Origin of the sequence: Streptomyces sp. NPDC047043, assembly GCF_040644055.1 — a bacterium.
Lineage (GTDB): Bacteria > Actinomycetota > Actinomycetes > Streptomycetales > Streptomycetaceae > Streptomyces.
Window position 1 is genome coordinate 154,436 of the sequence record NZ_JBEYVO010000014.1, and the last position, 16,376, is coordinate 170,811.

The 16,376-nt window shown below is 67.7% G+C and carries 19 protein-coding genes; all 19 read right to left on the reverse strand.

Annotation, left to right across the window (positions count from 1 at the left end):
• Window positions 1-235: 235 nt before the first annotated feature.
• On the reverse strand, window positions 236-895 hold the full coding sequence (locus tag ABZ880_RS23165; RefSeq protein WP_361266038.1) for a hypothetical protein: 660 nt from the start codon (window positions 893-895) through the stop codon (window positions 236-238).
• Window positions 892-1,449 (reverse strand): hypothetical protein, encoded by a 558-nt coding sequence (locus ABZ880_RS23170; protein WP_361266040.1) that lies wholly within the window; start codon window positions 1,447-1,449, stop codon window positions 892-894. The genes ABZ880_RS23165 and ABZ880_RS23170 overlap by 4 nt, the downstream gene beginning before the upstream one ends.
• 88 nt (window positions 1,450-1,537) lie before the next feature.
• Window positions 1,538-1,942, reverse strand: coding sequence for a hypothetical protein (locus tag ABZ880_RS23175; protein ID WP_361266042.1), 405 nt, complete (start codon window positions 1,940-1,942; stop codon window positions 1,538-1,540).
• Between the two features lie 164 nt (window positions 1,943-2,106).
• Window positions 2,107-3,375: a putative T7SS-secreted protein gene (locus ABZ880_RS23180; RefSeq protein ID WP_361266044.1), complete on the reverse strand. Its 1,269-nt coding sequence runs from the start codon at window positions 3,373-3,375 to the stop codon at window positions 2,107-2,109.
• Window positions 3,376-3,425: 50 nt separating this feature from the next.
• Window positions 3,426-3,722 carry a hypothetical protein gene (locus ABZ880_RS23185; protein WP_361266045.1) on the reverse strand — a complete coding sequence of 99 codons (297 nt, stop codon included), beginning with the start codon at window positions 3,720-3,722 and terminating at the stop codon, window positions 3,426-3,428.
• Between the two features lie 22 nt (window positions 3,723-3,744).
• A complete protein-coding gene (locus tag ABZ880_RS23190) occupies window positions 3,745-4,815 on the reverse strand; it encodes a hypothetical protein (RefSeq protein ID WP_361266046.1) in 1,071 nt (356 codons plus the stop codon).
• Complete coding sequence (locus ABZ880_RS23195; protein ID WP_361266048.1) at window positions 4,815-5,465, reverse strand: hypothetical protein; 651 nt, start codon at window positions 5,463-5,465, stop codon at window positions 4,815-4,817. Before ABZ880_RS23195 ends, ABZ880_RS23190 begins: the two co-directional genes overlap by 1 nt.
• A 523-nt stretch (window positions 5,466-5,988) precedes the next feature.
• Window positions 5,989-6,636: an OmpA family protein gene (locus tag ABZ880_RS23200; protein WP_361266050.1), complete on the reverse strand. Its 648-nt coding sequence runs from the start codon at window positions 6,634-6,636 to the stop codon at window positions 5,989-5,991.
• An 8-nt stretch (window positions 6,637-6,644) separates the two neighbouring features.
• Window positions 6,645-7,223 carry a hypothetical protein gene (locus ABZ880_RS23205; RefSeq protein WP_361266052.1) on the reverse strand — a complete coding sequence of 193 codons (579 nt, stop codon included), beginning with the start codon at window positions 7,221-7,223 and terminating at the stop codon, window positions 6,645-6,647.
• Window positions 7,224-7,257: 34 nt separating this feature from the next.
• Window positions 7,258-7,866: a pilus assembly protein TadG-related protein gene (locus ABZ880_RS23210; protein WP_361266054.1), complete on the reverse strand. Its 609-nt coding sequence runs from the start codon at window positions 7,864-7,866 to the stop codon at window positions 7,258-7,260.
• Window positions 7,866-8,099, reverse strand: coding sequence for a hypothetical protein (locus tag ABZ880_RS23215; protein ID WP_128802046.1), 234 nt, complete (start codon window positions 8,097-8,099; stop codon window positions 7,866-7,868). Before ABZ880_RS23215 ends, ABZ880_RS23210 begins: the two co-directional genes overlap by 1 nt.
• 253 nt (window positions 8,100-8,352) lie before the next feature.
• Entirely contained in the window at window positions 8,353-9,306 is a 954-nt protein-coding gene (locus ABZ880_RS23220) for a response regulator transcription factor (protein ID WP_361266056.1), read from the reverse strand.
• A gap of 67 nt (window positions 9,307-9,373) precedes the next feature.
• On the reverse strand, window positions 9,374-10,558 hold the full coding sequence (locus tag ABZ880_RS23225; protein WP_361266237.1) for a histidine kinase: 1,185 nt from the start codon (window positions 10,556-10,558) through the stop codon (window positions 9,374-9,376).
• A 554-nt stretch (window positions 10,559-11,112) separates the two neighbouring features.
• On the reverse strand, window positions 11,113-12,000 hold the full coding sequence (locus ABZ880_RS23230; RefSeq protein WP_361266239.1) for a DUF5936 domain-containing protein: 888 nt from the start codon (window positions 11,998-12,000) through the stop codon (window positions 11,113-11,115).
• A 36-nt stretch (window positions 12,001-12,036) separates the two neighbouring features.
• Window positions 12,037-12,981, reverse strand: coding sequence for a type II secretion system F family protein (locus ABZ880_RS23235; protein WP_361266058.1), 945 nt, complete (start codon window positions 12,979-12,981; stop codon window positions 12,037-12,039).
• A 41-nt stretch (window positions 12,982-13,022) separates the two neighbouring features.
• Window positions 13,023-14,360, reverse strand: a complete 1,338-nt coding sequence (locus tag ABZ880_RS23240) for a CpaF family protein (protein WP_361266060.1) — start codon at window positions 14,358-14,360, stop codon at window positions 13,023-13,025.
• An 18-nt stretch (window positions 14,361-14,378) separates the two neighbouring features.
• Entirely contained in the window at window positions 14,379-14,732 is a 354-nt protein-coding gene (locus ABZ880_RS23245; protein ID WP_361266062.1) for a TadE/TadG family type IV pilus assembly protein, read from the reverse strand.
• A 1-nt stretch (window position 14,733) separates the two neighbouring features.
• Window positions 14,734-15,114, reverse strand: a complete 381-nt coding sequence (locus tag ABZ880_RS23250) for a pilus assembly protein (protein ID WP_361266064.1) — start codon at window positions 15,112-15,114, stop codon at window positions 14,734-14,736.
• Between the two features lie 14 nt (window positions 15,115-15,128).
• Entirely contained in the window at window positions 15,129-16,376 is a 1,248-nt protein-coding gene (locus ABZ880_RS23255; RefSeq protein ID WP_361266066.1) for an AAA family ATPase, read from the reverse strand.

Here is a 16,376-nt window from a genome sequence, read left to right on the forward strand (position 1 = left end):
ACGGCATCTCAGCAGGCGTGAGTCCTCGGTGGGGTGTTGGTACAAGAGGAAAAGGCGTCGAGACCCGGGGACCGAGAGAACTCCAGGGAGCGAAGCAGAGCCGCACCGGCCATTGCGGGCCCAGGATCAGGAGCAGGCTCCCGAGGCAGACCAGCGCCAGAGGATCTGACCGATGACAGCCCATGTCCAGAGCGACGTCCAGGCGCGGGCCGCGCTGCCAACTGCACCCCGTGCTCTACGACTCCGCGCCCGGCAGGATCTCACCTGTCGGTTCGAGATCCCAGATTCGGACCTGGATTCTGTGCGTGAGTTTCTCGATGTCCTCAGTGGCCCGCATTAGTTCGACGACGTGATCCGTCACCGTGCGCAGCAGCACGTCGGCGCCGGCCTCGTCGTCACGCCACGCGTAACGCAGGCCTGCCAAGAGCTCATTGGCATCCTCCTGGCTCACGTAGCGGAAGGAACGGAGCCCGTCACCGACCAATTCGGCTCGATGGGGCTCGACGACCGGGGGCTCGACGGCGTCGGGGTCCGCCGCCAGGACCAAGGTCCGGAGTATCGCATCGCGCTCGCCTTGCGCCGGCTCGACAGAAGCGAAAAGCGGCAGCGGCATGCTCACCGGGTCCCATACATGCAGCAGCACCCGCGTGGCGAAGTCTTCCGGCGAGAAGGCTTCAGCACACCGGCGCAGCGTTTCGGTGAGGAACGGAAGCCCCGACGGGCCCGGATCGTTCCCGTGCGACCTCCACAACAGTTCGGCACACTCGCTCGCCCATGCGTCGATGTCCTGCCAGGTCTCCGTCTCCCAACGCGGCGGGAGCTCCAACCAGAGGCTCGGATCGTAGGTGATATCGAGGTCGAACTCGTGCTCCAGATGCACGTGGTCGTCGGTCACGTCCAGCTCCAGCGGAAGGTCGTCATCAACGCGTCGAACCACTCGACCATGGCGTCGGCGAGATCGTCCCGCGGGTCTCCGGCCCCGATAGTGGAGAACGCGGCAACGAACCAGCGGCCCGGATCGCCAGGAACGGACACGAAGTAGTCGACTCTTCGGGCGGCCGACTCGACTCCTTCGCCCGCAGCCGCGGGTGCCACACGTTCTCGGCGGACCACCAGCGCGCCGTCGATCTCACCGCTGCTCACGTCCATGTCGCCCGCCCGTCCGGAGAGCAACTGCACGGCGATCTCCGCCGGATCAGCTCCTTGACCGGGGGTGCCGACCGAGCCGGTGCGTGCGGGAAGCAACGCTTCGGAGACGATGATCGACGCACCCAGATTCACGTCGCCCGACAGTCGCATGGGTAGGTAAAGCTGCACTGCTTTGGCCTTGTGGGCCTCGACCACCGCTGCTCGAAGCCGCCGCTCCAACTCCAGCCGGAGTGGAGTCAGTTTGTCGCGGGGTACGTCAGTCGGCACGCGGGCGAAGGCCGCGCTGACGATGGAACGCACAGTCTCCTCAGTGTTGCCATGCCGCAAGGGGACCTGGATCCAGTCGGAGGGCAGGAGGAGGCGGTAGCCAGTAGGGGGTGATGTCGGCTCAGCCACGAATACGTGCCTGCCTGTTCGTGTACCAGATGCCTGCAAACACAGCGGTGCTGAAGACAATGGCGGGCAGGAGCAGCCAGATCCCCTCATTTACCGCTCCAGCCACTGCCATGAAGAGGTAGAGGCCACTGATGATCCTGAGGTCGAATTCAACGGTTACGCCGCTCCTCCTGGCCGCCGGCTCCCGGAACAGGACCAGCGCCAACAGCGGGGTGATTGCCGCGATATCGGTCCACCAGGTGGGCATCGGGATCTCCCAGCCCGCCAACGTCGCGCCTCTGAACGCAGGCAGGAACCACAGAAGGGTGAACGCAGCTACAGCGACGAGCACGTAACGCATCCTCACCGCGAGCTTGAAGAACCTCTCGTCTTCCTCGTCCGCCTCGCTTCGCCCCATACCGGTGATACCAGAGGAGTTGGGCGTGGCCCCCTCATCAGCGCCCCGCCTGGACAGACGAGGATGATGCGGTCCTGTGGCACGAACACGCCCTTGCGCTTGGCGCGCCTTCTGCGAACGGGCGTTCGCGGAGTCCCCCGCTCCCCGCTTGACCGGCTTGAACCTCACCATTGCGACCCCAGTCCCAGTACCGGGGCTGTCATGTGCCCCTTGGCGTTCGTATAGGTGGACGAGTACTCGTCGCCGATTCGACCGGCGGCGTCGAGAGCGGTACTTGCTCCCCAGGTCGCTCGGGCAACTCCCAGTTGACGATTTGCTTCTGTGGCGGTGGTGCCCAGTCGCGGATTGTCGGGGTACTGGTTCTGCCATCGGCGGATGTCCTTCGCCTGCTTCGAGGTGTCCCGGTCGCCGAGGGCGAGGAGTTTTTCCTTTCTCGTCAGCTCGGGCATGGGCTCTTCGTGAACCTGCCTGCCCGCAGCACGCCCCGCCGCGTTCTCCCGGACCCGGTGCATCCGAGCAAGCGGACCGCCGCCTCTTCTGCTTGCCGCGTTGGCGCGCGTGGCTGCTCGCCTGGTCTGGGCCCTGGCCAGTCCCTCTGAGATCCCCCGGGCCTCCTTCTGCAAACTCTTGACGGCCTTGGCCGCCTTGATTCCGTTACGGGCCATCTTGAACGCCGCGATATCGGTGAGGACGTCGAACCAGGAACCATTGCCGGTCAGCGCCTGAATGAGGTGGATGGCCATGACGATTCCCGTGAGGATGCCGACTACCACACCGACGGCCGGGAAGAAGATCGCGATGATGGAGAGCACGGAGGTGATGTCGCTCAACCACTCGGCCAGGTCTCCCAGCCAGTCCCCGCCTGCCCACGCTTTGAGATCGTTCCACCAGTTGTCCTCCATGTCGTCGTCGATCGACGATCGGATCTTGCTTGCCCAGTGGTCCGCTTGATCGCCGTAGAAGGTGATCGCCGAATTCAGCTTCCGGCGGGCTGCGTCCAGATCCTCCTCGGCCCGCTTGACTGCCGGATCGTCGGATCCGGCGTCCTGGTCGGAAGTCTTCTTCGCATCGTGGTCCGGCTTGCGCTTGTCCAGGATCCGCTGGGCGTCCTTGGCGTCGTCCAACGCCCGGTCCGCCTTCTTCTGGGCGGTCTCCATGTCGGTCGCCCAGTGGCCGAGGTGTCCCTTCACCTCGCGGTAGCGGTCCTCGGCGAGGTCCAGACGACGTCCGAGTCCGCGCGCCTTGTCGGCAAGGGCGTCCGCGTATTTGCCCTTCAAGCCGTCGCAGTCGGCCATCGCCTCCATGGCGGCGGCCTGCGTGCGCAGCTTCTCGGCCACCTTCTTCATGTGCGTGACCTCGCGCCGAATCCCTTCCGGATCGCCCGGAACGGGATCGGCTTCAGCGAGCGGCGCCCAGTCGGTCGGCCGCGCCATGGTCGCTCCCCCTGCGAAATGTTGTGGGCGTGTCGGTGAATGAGGTGCTGCTACTTCTTGCCGTTGGCGGTCCTGGCCAGGTCGTCGTCGAGGCCCTTGAAGGCGTCGCTGGTCGTCTTGACCATCTTTCCGACCTCCTCGATCTCCTCGACCAGCCGCTTGCGGTTGTTGTCCCAGTTGTCCACAAAGTCCCTCATGGCGCTCTGAACACGGCTATCGCCGAGGAAGGAACTGATCTCTTGTTTCCAGTCCTCCAGGCCCTTGAACTTACGGCGGATCTGGGCGAGTTGTTTCGCGCTCGTGGCCAACAGGTCGTAGTCGACCTGGAGATCCGATCCCTTCGACATGCCTGCTCCTCACGGATCAAAATCAGCGGTTGACGGCCTGGATCTCCTGGACCGTCATGTCTTGGGCCGTCTCGAAGGTGCCGTCCGGCAGGTCGCCCTTCGCGCCGCCGGAGCCTTCCCAGGAAATCTGCCAGGTGATCGACGCCTTCAGCTTGTACGGCTGGCCGTTGCTCGCGCGTAGATACGTGATGCCGCACGGCGGGGTCTTGCCGGCGTCGCCCTTCGTGTACGGGGTGCCGATGCTGCCGTCATCGTTGATCCCGCAGTTGCCAGAGGCGGGGAGGGTCTTGGCTTCTTCCGTGCCCGGGTCGAGGTGAAGGGCGACCGGCTTGGCCATGGTCTGCGCCCACACACCGGCGTCAGCCAGTTCGGCGCGGACCCTGACCTCCTTGAACGTGCCCTTGTCCAGCCAGACCCAAGTCGGAGCGTTCACCGTTGACTTCGCGGCCGGCTTCAGCTCGACCCTGGTCGAGGGGACATTGATCCTGCCGTAGGCGTAGGCGGCCAGTACATCCGGAGTGGGAGCGTGCTTGTCGTCCGGGAGGGTGCCGGCGTTCTGCCAGAACAGGGTCCGTTCGCAGACGGCGGACTCGGGGTCGTTCTCGCGATTCTTGTTGATCACCCCGCGCCAGAACCGGCCGTCCTTGCCGAGGTTGTAGTTCGTGTAGCCGTCTCCGCTGCCGGACTCCGCCTTGCCCTTTTCGTAATGGTCCACCATCAGCTCCTCGCCCCAGCTGAGCGTGGGAGTGACGGGCACCAGGTCCCCGCCCTTCTTCAGGCGGTCCACGGCGTCCTTCAGACCCTGGGGCGCGGCCACCGGCTCGTACCAGCACGCCGGGGGCCGCCAGTTGGGGTCCACCGGGGCCAGCGGCTTGGCGGAACGGCCAGAGGCGCCGCCACCGATTTGGGTGACTTTGATGTGGGTAGCGGTGGCCGACGCGGTCAGCGTGCTGCCGGACCTATCGCCGGAACCCTTGGAAGACGACGGTGCCTGGCTGTCATTGTCGCCAATGGCGCGAGCCGTGGTGGAAGAGCCCAGCAAAGCGCAGACCGAGACACCGGCCAGAGCACACGCCTTTGCAACTCCACGCATCAGCTGCACGCCCCGGGGACCGTGGTCAGGGACGTGATCTTCCACACGCCGTGCGCGTTCTTGTCCAGCCGGAGCCGGTACTGGATCAGCGATTCAGGCCTGTCCGGAGTGTTGACGACCTTGCCGGTCTTACGGTTCTTCGTGGAGGCCTGTCGCTCATCCACGCAGTAGAAGAGCACGCCCGAGCCCGTGTCGCTGATCAGAGGTTGGGGCTTGAAGACCCTGACGCTGCCGATGATGCCGTCATCGGAGTCAGTGAACTGCTTGATCCATTTACGGGCGGTCGCCAGGGTCGAATCCGAGTTGTAGAACGCCACCGCGTCGGAATCCGGGGTCCCTTCGATGATGGCGGCGTACTTCGCCCGCAGCTCCTCGCGTCCATCGTTCAGGATGGCCTGCAGCTTCGCGTCGCTGTTCGTCCAGCTCTCGAAGTTTGCCTGGAACGTCTTGGGGAGCGTGATCTCCGGCCGCTTGACGCCGCCCGGCGATGCAGAGGGAGAGGCACTCACCGATGCCTTCGCTCCTCCGGCGTCCGCCCCCTCGATCTTGTCCGGAGACTTGTCGTCGTCTCCTCCCGAGCCACAGGCGTTCAGCAGCAGGGCCGCGGATGCGGTGAGCACGGCCGTTACGAGCCGGGCGGGGCGGTTCACTTTGGACTCCCGTTGAGGTGGGGGGTTAACTCAAGCGAACCAACGTTATCCGTGGGGCCCATGAGGACACCAATTGGGATTCCGGCAAGATGCAACCAACTAGGGCGCGCAATCTACCGATTCGTACGGAATCTCATGCACGTCACGTAGTCGGTCGATGCGTCTCGAGTGACCCACCACACTCACACGGACCACGACGAACGGCCTGGTGGAACGATGCCGTGTGCCAACGCATGCTTCACTCTCAGGGAGTTGCCGATGCGCGACGCAGCAGAGGCAAGCCCCCATGACTCCTGCTGCGAGCTCACGATCGGTCACCGGACAGCGGGCCTCTCACGCACGCCTGACGCCGCGTGCCTCCGCGGCGGCGGTGAGCTGGTCGCGGACTTCTGCTGGCGCGCGGATCATGGCGTCGGGAGTATCGGGAGTATGCGCCACGCATACTCCCTCATACCGAGATTGACGCCGGCCCGTCCCCGCCGGTGTTTGCGCGAACGGGCCCATGGCATCCGAGAGTTGTCGGTCAGCTCTCCGTGCGCGGGAAGCTGACCTCCACCCGGCGGTTCTTCTTGCGGCCCGCCTCCGTGGAGTTGTCGGCGATGGGGTACTGCTCGCCGTAGCCGCGGACCTCGAAGGTGATGTTCGCGTCGTTCAACTCCTGCTCGAGGACCCCCTGTACGGCGTCCGCGCGCTGCTTGGACAGGACGTCGCCGTGGGCTGACGAGCCCAGGTTGTCCGTGAAGCCGAAGACCCTGACCTTGGTCGCGTTCTGGTTCTTGATCTCGTCGGCGATCGCGGAGATACGGGACTTGGCCTCGCCGCTGAGTTTCGCGCTGTCCTTGCTGAAGAGGACCTCGGCCTGGAGGGCGAACTTGACGTCGGAGTTGGTATCTTCGCGGCGTTCGTCGCCGCTTTGGTCTTCTACGACGGATTTGATGTCGAGGACTTTGGGGTCGGCGAGAGTTGCGCCGTCCGGCAGTTTCAGGTCCGGGTCATTGGGGTCCACTTTGACGGGCGCCGAGGCACTCGCCTCGGTGCCTGGGGGGACACTTGGGCTTTCGTCCGCGTGGGCAACGACGGCGCCGAAAAGGTTGGCGGCGACCATGACCGAGGCGGCAGTCAGGGTCAGGGCAAGCCGGGGAACCCCCGGCCGGGTTGTGGTGACGGTCATGATGAGCCTCACCCGGAGATCTGGATGGAGGCGGTGGCGAAGCCCGGCAGTTGGAAATCGACGTCGGTCGTGCTGGTCGGCGGTGACGGGAACTGCATGAACACCGGGATGGACTCGCCGGCCTTCAGGGTGGGCAGCCCGGTGGTGGTCAGGGGGCGGCCATCCGTGTCGCGGAGTACGTAGTAGCGCTTCTTCCCCTTGGAGTCCACGAGCGTGGCGCCACCGAGTGAACTGCCGTTCCTGATGATCTCGGTCTCATTGCCGCTGAGGTTGGAAGGGATGACGACGCTGTCCCCGCCGTCGTTCTTCATGGTGGCGTTCACCGTGACGAAGCCGCCGGAGTCCCGCTTGGCGGAGGTGATCTGAAGGAGCAGGCTGTTGGGCCCCTTCAGTTCGGCCAACGGCGTGTCCGACTGCCCTTCCTGAGCACTCGGGTTGGACCCGCCGCCCTTGGAGGCGGAGGCAGAGGCATCCGGCTTCTTGTCGTCGCCGCCCCCGCCGCAACCGGCCACGCCGAGGGCCAGACCGGCCGCAACGGTCAACGCGACCATCCCCCTGCGGGCCTTCGTAGTGAACCGAATGCTCATGACTCTGTTTCCTTCTCCACTCGTCGTTCGCTTGTCAGTCGGCCAGATGGACGTCGAAGAGGTCTTCGGGTCCGGGCAGATCGGTGAGGTCGTCCGGGTCCAGGTCCCAGTCCCTGTCCTTGCAGGAGAGCCGCGGCAGCACGTCGGCACCGGCATCCTCGGCCGGAGGCTTGAATGTGCAGAGCGATTCGATCACGGCAGTGGCGTGCGCATGCGCGTAATGGTTCTCCGTGCCGGGGACGATGGACTCCCCAACAGGCTTGTCGGCCTTCACAAAGACCGTGTAGCTCAGGGGCACCAAGCTCGGCTGGCAGCCGCCGGTGGGGCCATCCACATGCGCGTCGTTCTGAGCCGCCAGCTGGTCTGCGCGTGGGCAGCCGTTCAGCACCGCCTTGTTGCCGTTGAGGATGTCCTGCCATTGGGTGGGGTCGAGTACGTTGTCCACCCACATGCCGGCAAGTTGGTCCCGGGTTTCCTGTGCCGCCGCGAGTGCCGCCGCATCGGCGGCCGTCTGAGCACCGTTCCGATTCGCCGCGGCCTGGCCGACCGCGAAGTAGGCGAACGCAAGAAAGAGCAGGCCCCCCACCACCGTGATGTAGATGGGGAAGGCCTGCCCTGCATCGCCGTACCGGCGACCTCGCATCAAGGAGCGACCTTGGCGATCTGCGCCTTGATCTTGTCCAGGATCGTCTGACCGAGATCCGTACCGGTGATCGCCAGAACGATCGCCACGACCACCGCAATGATGCCCAGGTACTCGACCGCGGTCTGACCCTTGTCGCCGGCGCGGCGCTGCATCGCCTCGACCGTGGTGTTCTTCCAGCCGTTCACGCGGACCTTGGTCGCAACGGCGGTCTTCAGCATCAGGTCGCTCATGGTGTTCCCCTCCGGGTTCGGCCGGCCGCTCACCGGCCGACTGCTGAGTCTCTGTGCCGTTCGCGTTACCGGCTTCCTCCTTGCCGGTGCCGCTTTCGACACGAGAAACGTACGGCGGAACACCCGGTCCACCAGAGGGTCCCAGGGCCCAATCACGGGCCCAAACCGAGGCCCAACCACCACTTCGGGACTGCACGTCGGCGACCTGGGCCCGCAGGCCCAGCCCCCTACCCCCCCGTACGGTCATCGCAGGTCACCCCAGCCCTCGACCCGAACCCGGGGCCGTGCCCAGCCACTTGGCGGCGGCCTCCGAGCGACTGGTGCTGTGGAGCTTCGCGAAGATGCGGTTGATGTGGTTCTTGACCGTCTTCTCGCTGATGAAGCACGTGGCGGCGATCTGCTGGTTGTTCATGCCGGACGCGATGTGGTCCATGATCTCCGCCTCCCTCGTGCTGAGTTGGAACCTCGACCTGTCGGGAGCAGCCGGACGGCCACTCGTCCACCCAGACGAAGACTGTCCCACATCTGGTTGCACTTGCGAAAGCACTTTTGGAGAAACGGTGGGCACTGGGGCTCGACTTGACGTCAAATACCCTGGTGGAGTGGGTGGTTCTGGATTCACATACGATGGCGCGGGCGCTGCATTTCCGTATGCACTCGCATCCGCCTGCCCCAACCCCTCGGGCAGCGACACACCACCTCCCGCCCCCTGCCCCTGCCGGAGCTGCGCCAGCAGTGCCCCTGCCGCCGTCGGGGTGAAGTGGGCCCGGCCCTCCTTGATGTCCCGTACCGCTGCGACCAGTTGGTCCGCGGTGAACTCGCCGTGGACCAGGTAGCCGCCGGCGCCCCGGCGCAGGGCCTCCTGGACGATCTCCGACTCCCTGCTGTACGTCAGCATCACCACCGGGGCGATCTGCACCAGGTACGGGAGTGCCGAGATGCCGTCGACGCCGGGCATGCGGACGTCCAGGAGGACGACGTCGGGGCGGTGTTGGACGGCGACTTCGTAGGCCTGGCGGCCGTCTGCCGCTTCCGCCACCACCGTTATGTCCGCGCGGCCGGAGAGGAGTGCGGTGAGGCCTGCACGCACCACCGGGTTGTCGTCCGCCACCACTACCTTCAGCGGTTCGGGGGGCGGGAACGCCTCGAACGGGTTGTGGGCCGGCGGCTGCTGGGGGCCGGTGTGGGGAGGTGTCTGGTCCGGCATGAAGCGGCCTCCTCTCTTGTCGTGGGGGACGTGTGCGGCGTACTGCTCATCCGGCTGATCGCGATCTCTAGGTCGTCAGGGCCGCCAGCGGGAGTTCCAGGCGGACTTCCGTGCCGCGGGGGTGGGCGCCGCGGCCGATGCGGATGCGGGCGCCCACCGAGGCAGCCCGCTCCACCATTCCGACCAGGCCGAAGTGGCCTGCCCGGCGAAGCTGTTCGAGGGTGGTGCCCGGCGGGAGGCCGCGGCCGTCGTCGTACACGCTGATGCGCAGCAGGTCGCCGTGGACGCCTGCGTTCACGTCCACCCGGGTCGGGCCCGCGTGGCGGTTCGCGTTCTCCATCGCTTCCGTTGCGATCGTGAGGAGTTGGCGGGCCACCGCGGGTGGGACCGGTGGCACCGAGTGCTCGCCGGTGGGGCGGTAGGTGGCCTGGAGGCCGGTCCTGGTGCTGAAGTCCTTTGTACGGGCGGCCAGTTCCACCAGGACGTCCGTGGCGTGGTCCGGGTCGGACTCGCGGCGCAGGTCGGCCAGCAGCTCGCGGGACTCGGCGGCGGCCCGGCGGGCCGACCGGGCGACCAGTTCGGCCTGTTGCCTGACGAGTTTCGCGTCCATGCGGGAGGCGCCCGCGGAGCCCGCCAGGCCGTCTGCGGCGAGCGCGACGCCGTGCAGCGTCTTTGCCACGGAGTCGTGCATCTCCCTTGCCAGACGGGCCCGTTCGGCACTCACCGCCTCCGTCACCGCCAGACGGGCCTGGACCGTGGTCAGGGCCTGGGTCGCCGCGCCGAAGCGGAGCATGAGGTTGCGCAGGGCCGAGCCGACCGCGCCCGCGATGACACAGAGGCCGGGCAGGAGCAGGCTCTCGGCGGGGGTCGCGTGCTCGTTCCTCGACGCCGCGTAGACCAGGAAGAGGATCAGGGACTGGAGGGACGCGAAGACTGCCGCGCCGCGCCAGCCGTAGACGATGCCTGCCAGCAGTGGGGTACAGACGCTGACGTAGGCGAGGGTGGTGTCCGGGCCCGCGGAGATGAGGAGCAGGGAACCGAAGAGGGTGTCCACCGCCAGGAGGGTCGGGTGGCGCAGGAGGAGGGGGCCGAAGCGCTCCCAGTCCCTGAAGAGGACGTAGGAGCCCATGAAGGTGACGACCACGGCTGCGCCCACCAGGCGGGTGGCCAGGCCCGGCGAGGCGTTGACGAGGGCCGCGGGCGCCGACAGGGCGATCATGGCCAGGCGGAAGCCGAAGACCTGGCGGCACATGGCCTGGAGTGCGTTGACCTGGATGGGGATCGCGGGGGACGCGGAGGCAGGGGATGAGGCGGATGCCGGGGGCGTGGGAGGCGTGGGGGAGGTGCGGTCCCCCACTTCATGTGCAGCCGGCGCCGCCGGAAGCTGCGCACCGTCGGCTGCGGCGGAAGCGGCCGCCGAAGGGAGCGCGGGAGCAGCCGGCGGAGGAGGCACCGCAGCCGTCGGCGCGTTGGTCCGGCGCCCCGCCCGCGTGATCCGTACCGTCCGCTCCGCCGGAACCCCGGAAGCCCCGGGGGCCACGGGGGCCACGGGGGCCACGGGAGCCGTGCCCGTCTGCATCCGCGGATCCGGCTGGGCCGGCAGCCCCGGCAGTGGTGCGTCCGCCGGTTCCCAGCCCGGTGGCAGTGCCGGTGTCGCCGAGGTCACCGGGATGTCGGGGGCGCCCGTGCGGACGTAGGCCGGAAGGACCGTGCCTGCCGGGGGCGTTGTGATCTCCGGGGCCTTCGGGCGGCGCCGCAGGAGCCCGATGCGTTCTTTCGTCGTCGGCATCACCAGTCACCGCCTCTCTACTTGCCCGTGAGCGAGCCGAAGTCGGTGCCGGAGCCGAGGATCAGGCCGGCGCCGAGGAGGATCATCGTGGCCGGGACCATGAAGGTGGTGATCATCATGGTGGCCTTGGGGACCGCGCGGGCCGCCTTGCGGCGGGCGTTCTGCGCGTCCGTGCGGCGCATGTCCTTCGCCAGGGACACGAGGGTGTCGACGATGGGGGCGCCGAGTTCCTCGCCCTGTTGCAGTGCTGTCACGAACATCGCCACCTGCTCCGAGTCGTTCCTGCGGCGCAGCTCCGCGAAGGCCTGGCGGCGGCTCATGCCGAGGTCCATCTGGCGCAGGGTGATGCGGAGTTCGTCGGCCCAGGGGCCCTCGTACTTCGTGGCCACGCGGTCCAGGGCCTGGCGGAAGCCGAGGCCCGCGCTCACCACGACCGCCAGGACGTCCAGGAAGTCCGGCAGCGTCCGCTCGATCACGTCCTTGCGGATGCGGATCGCCGACCAGATGCCGACCTCCGTCCAGAACGCGCCGAAGGCGAACAGGATGAGGGCGACGATGAAGTTGCCCTTCATCAGGAACACCAGGCCGCCCACGCCGCCGAGGAAGCCGTACACCGCGCGGCGGGCCGCGTAGCGGTCGATGGTCAGGCCGCCGGGGTTGCCCGCGAGGTCGATCTTCCGGCGGTACTTGGCGACCATCTTCGGGCCCATCAGGCGCAGGACCGCGGGCGCGTACCGCATGCCGAGCCGGTCGACGAGCGAGTCGACCGCGCCGGTGCGGGTGGATCCGACCTCCAGGGCCAGCGCCAGGTCGACGGGCAGCCGGGCGTCCGCGCGGTACATGCGGATGCCGGCGAAGATGCCCCAGACGCTCAGGCCCATCACCAGTGCCAGCAGAAGTGCCACCATGGTCGTCCTCCTTCCTGAACCTGTCTCGGCCGCTCAGACGTCGATGCGGGACAGCCGGCGGATGAGGATGAACCCCACTGCGTACAGCGAGAACGCGATGACCACCGCCGCCTGGCCGAACGCGGAGCCCGTCATGCGGTCCAGGGCGCCGTCCTTGACGCCGTTCATGAGGAACAGCGAGCCCACGCCCAGCACGGGGACGGCGTACGACGTCATGTTGACCTGGGAGAGCTGGGTGCGGACCTCGCGCCTGGTCTCCTTGCGTTCCTCGAGGGTCTCCGTGAGGTTGCGCAGGGCGCTTACCACCTGGCCACCTGCCCTGTTCGACAGCACCAACGTCGTGACGAGGACGACGAGTTCACGGGACGGCAGGCGCTCCGCGAGCTCGCCGAGCGCATCGTCCATCGATGCGCCCACCGCCAACTGGTTGGCCACCTTGCCGAGTTCCTCCCCCGCCGGCGCCTCCAACTCCTCCGCCGCCATCCCGATCGCCGTCCGCAGCGCCAGCCCCGCCTGCGTCGCGTTCGCCAGGATGCGGGCCAGCTCCGGCAGCTGGTTGATGAACTTCTCGATGCGCTTCTGGCGCTGCCAGTTGAGGAACTGCAGGGCCACCCAGATGCCCAGCAGACCCGCGATCGGGCCGAAGAAGGGGGCCAGGGACGCCTGGCCGATCAGCCACAGGCCCGCCACCGTCGCGAGCATGTAGACGAAGAACTCGCCCGGTGTGATGTCCAGACCCGTCGCCGCGAGACGCAGTTCCAGCTTCTTGCCGAGCTGTGTGCGGCGCAGGCGGCGGTCCAGGTTGCGGAAGCGGCGTCGGCGGCCGCCGATCTGGATCTGGCCCGTGGCCGAGAGCCGGTCGACGAGGGCCTGGCGCTGGGCCTTGCCCATGGCGTAGGCGTGCAGGCCCATGACTGCCAGGACGCAGGTCAGCAGGGTGATGCCGGTGGTGAGCGTGACTAGGGTTTGCAGATCCATCGGGCGGTTCCTACCTGGATTCCATGGGGACGGGTTCCTGCCTACCTGGCTTCTCGGGTGGCGAGTTGGTCTGCGGTCTGGGCGACGCCGAAGGCCTGGGGGACGGGCTGGCTCGCCATGTAGAGGCGGTCTGCGGTACGGCGCGGGAGCGGGAAGTACTCGAAGGCGCCGTAGATACGGCCGTCCGTCGCCATCGGCCGGGCGTTGAAACGGGCCACCGTCGCCAGCCGGTACGGCTCGCTGCCGTGGCTGTCGAGGAGCGCGATCTCGGTGATGCGGCGGGCGCCGTCGGCGAAGCGGGTGAGCTGGATGATCACGTCGATCGCGCTGTTGATCTGGTCGTGCAGCGCTTCGAAGGGGATCTCGACCTCGGACATGGACGCCAGGGTCTTCAGACGCATCAGGGCGTCCTCCGCGCTGTTCGCGTGCACCGTCGCGAGCGATCCGTCGTGGCCCGTCGACATCGCCTGGAGCATGTCGAGCGACTCGCCGCCGCGGACCTCACCGACGACGATGCGGTCGGGGCGCATACGCAGGGAGTTGCGGACCAGGTCGCGGATGGTGACCTGGCCCTTGCCCTCGACGTTCGGGGGGCGGGACTCCAGACGGATCACATGCGCCTGCTGGAGCTGGAGTTCGGCCGAGTCCTCGATGGTGATGATGCGTTCGCCCTCCGGGATCAGGCCGGAGAGGGCGTTCAGGAGGGTTGTCTTTCCGGTGCCCGTCGCGCCCGACACGATCACGTTGAACTTCGCCTGCACCAACCCCGCCAGCAGGTACAGCATGTGCTCGTCGAGCGAGCCGAAGCCGATCATCTCCTGGAGCGTGAAGGAGCGCGGGAAGCGGCGGATGGTGAGGGTCGCGCCCGTGAGGGAGAGAGGCGGGATGATCACGTTCACTCGCTCGCCGGACGGCAGACGTGCGTCGACCATCGGGTTCGACTCGTCCACGCGGCGGTTCACCGTCGAGACGATGCGTTCGATCGTCTGCATCAACTGGTCGTGGGACGGGAAGCGCAGCGGCAACTGCTCGACCCTGCCACCTCGTTCGACGAAGATCGCGTCCGGGCCGTTCACCATGATCTCGGTGATCGACGCGTCCTCCAGCAACGGCTCCAGGATGCCCAGGCCCAGTGCCTCGTCCACCACTCTGCGGATCAGCTGCGAGCGCTCGACCGTCGACAGCACGGGGCCCTCGCGGCTGATGATGTGCCCGAGCACCCGCTCGAGGCGGGCCCGGCGCTCGGCCGCGGCCAGCGAGCTCATCTCCGCAAGGTCGATCTCCTCCAGGAGCTTGGCCCGGTACGAGGCGACCATGTGGCCGTCCTCGCTCCGGTGGCCGTTCTCCTCGGGGGAGTTGATACGTGCCCGCAGGCTCATCGTGTTCCTCGCAGTGCGTCAGTGGTCGAGCGGCATGGTGGCGGTCTTGTGGGCGTCTCCGAATTTCCAGAAGGGGACGATCGACGGGATGTGGACGGTGGCGGTGACGGTGACCTCGTCACCGCCGGGGGCCGCCGGGCAGCCCTTGACCTCGAGCCAGCTACTGACGGCGTCCTTGCAGGCCTGCTCCGAGCCCTGCCGCAGCGAGGCGCTGCGCGCGCCGGCCCGTGCCGCGGTGCCCGCCTGCTGGGCGGTGTAGGCGATCAGACCGAGCTGTACGGCGGCCATCGCGACGAGGAGCAGGATCGGCAGGAATCCCAGGTACTCGAGGGCGACCTGACCCCGTTCGCGGTCTTTGCGGACGTACGGCATCTCAGTTCGTCGCCTCCTCTACGGCGCCCGCGTGGCCCTTCACGGTGAAGGGGAAGTTGATCGTGCCGGGGAAGAGGACGGGGACCTTGATGCTGACGTCCGAGGTGATGTAGCCGGTGCCGAACCCGCCACACCCCGCTTGCGCGCCCTCCTTCCACGCCCCCGACAGCTTGTCCAGCCCCGCCTGCTGACACTTCGCGTTGCCGTCGTACTCGGCTGCCGTCCCCGCCCGCACTGCCTCATCCGCAGCATTCCCCGCAAGCGTGAACGCGTACCCCACGAGCACGACCTGCCACAGCACCACCAGCGTGACGATGATCAGCGGCGTCATGCCGAGGAACTCGATGGTGACCTGGCCCCGGTCCCTCTCCTTCACAGTCATCCCCCTCACTTCCCTCACTCCTTGCGCCGCCGGAAACTCACCGATCCCCGATCCCCGCGCAACCGCCCCCCGCCCCGCTGCGCCCCCTCGACCGCCTTCACCAGCCCCAACTCCCCCGCCAGCGCCCAGAGCGCCTGCTTCACCACGCTCTTGCTGTCCAGTTCGTGGATGCGTCCCGCGTCCACCGCGCCCTGAAGTTCCTTGAAGTTGGCGGGGATCGCGGTCCCGGCCACCGCCGTCCCCGTGATCTTCTGGATCAGCGGCGGCTGGATCTCCGTCCCGCGGGTGTGCCGGTTGACGACCACCGTCGTCTCCTCGGCCTTGCGGATCTGCAGCCGGTCCCACATCCGCACCGTCCGTTTGGCGCCCCGTACGGCGACCACGTCCGGCGTGGTGACCAGCAGTGCCGTGTCGGCCATCTCCACGGCGGCCGCGGCCGCTCCGCCCATCTGTGCGCCGCAGTCGATGACGACGACCTCGTAGCGCGAGCGCAGTGCGCTGACGATCTGCCGGGCGGCCCGGTCGGTGACCTCCTCGCCGCGTTCGCCGTCCCCGGGGGCGAGCAGCAGCGCGACCCCGGTGTCATGGCGGAAGACGGCGTCCGCGAGGACCCGCGGGGAGATGTCGGTGATGGCCGCGAGGTCGACGACCGAGCGGCGGAACTGGACGTCCAGGTACGAGGCCACGTCTCCCGTCTGCAGGTCCATGTCCACCAGGGCCGTACTGCGCCCGGACGCCTGTGCCGCAAGGGCCAGTTGGATCGACATGAGGGTGGCGCCGACGCCTCCCTTGGCCCCGCTCACCGTGACGACCGTGCCGCCGACCCCGGTGAACACATCGCCGCCGGAGCCCAGATGGCGCCGTACGCCCACCGACCACTGCGCGACCGCCTGGACACGGCTGGCCAACTCCTCGTAGCTCAGCGGGAGTGCCACAAGGCCGCGCGCGCCGTAGTCCATCGCCGCCTGGAACAGGCCGGGGCTCGCGTCCGAGGTGACGAGGATGACTCCCACCGCCGGGAAGCGCAGTGCCACCTCGCGGATGAGCTCCAACGCCGGGACCGGGCCGATCCGTTCGTGCACCACCACGACCTCGGGCAGTTCGTCGACCGACTCGGCGGCGAGGCGCGCGAGGGTGTCGATGAGCTGGGTCGAGTCGACGACCGGGGCCACCGGATCGGCGTCCGGGAGCTGGCTGAGCAGTGTCGTGATGGACCGGACCGCGTCCGCGTCACCGACCGCCGGGAGGATCCTCGTGGGCAT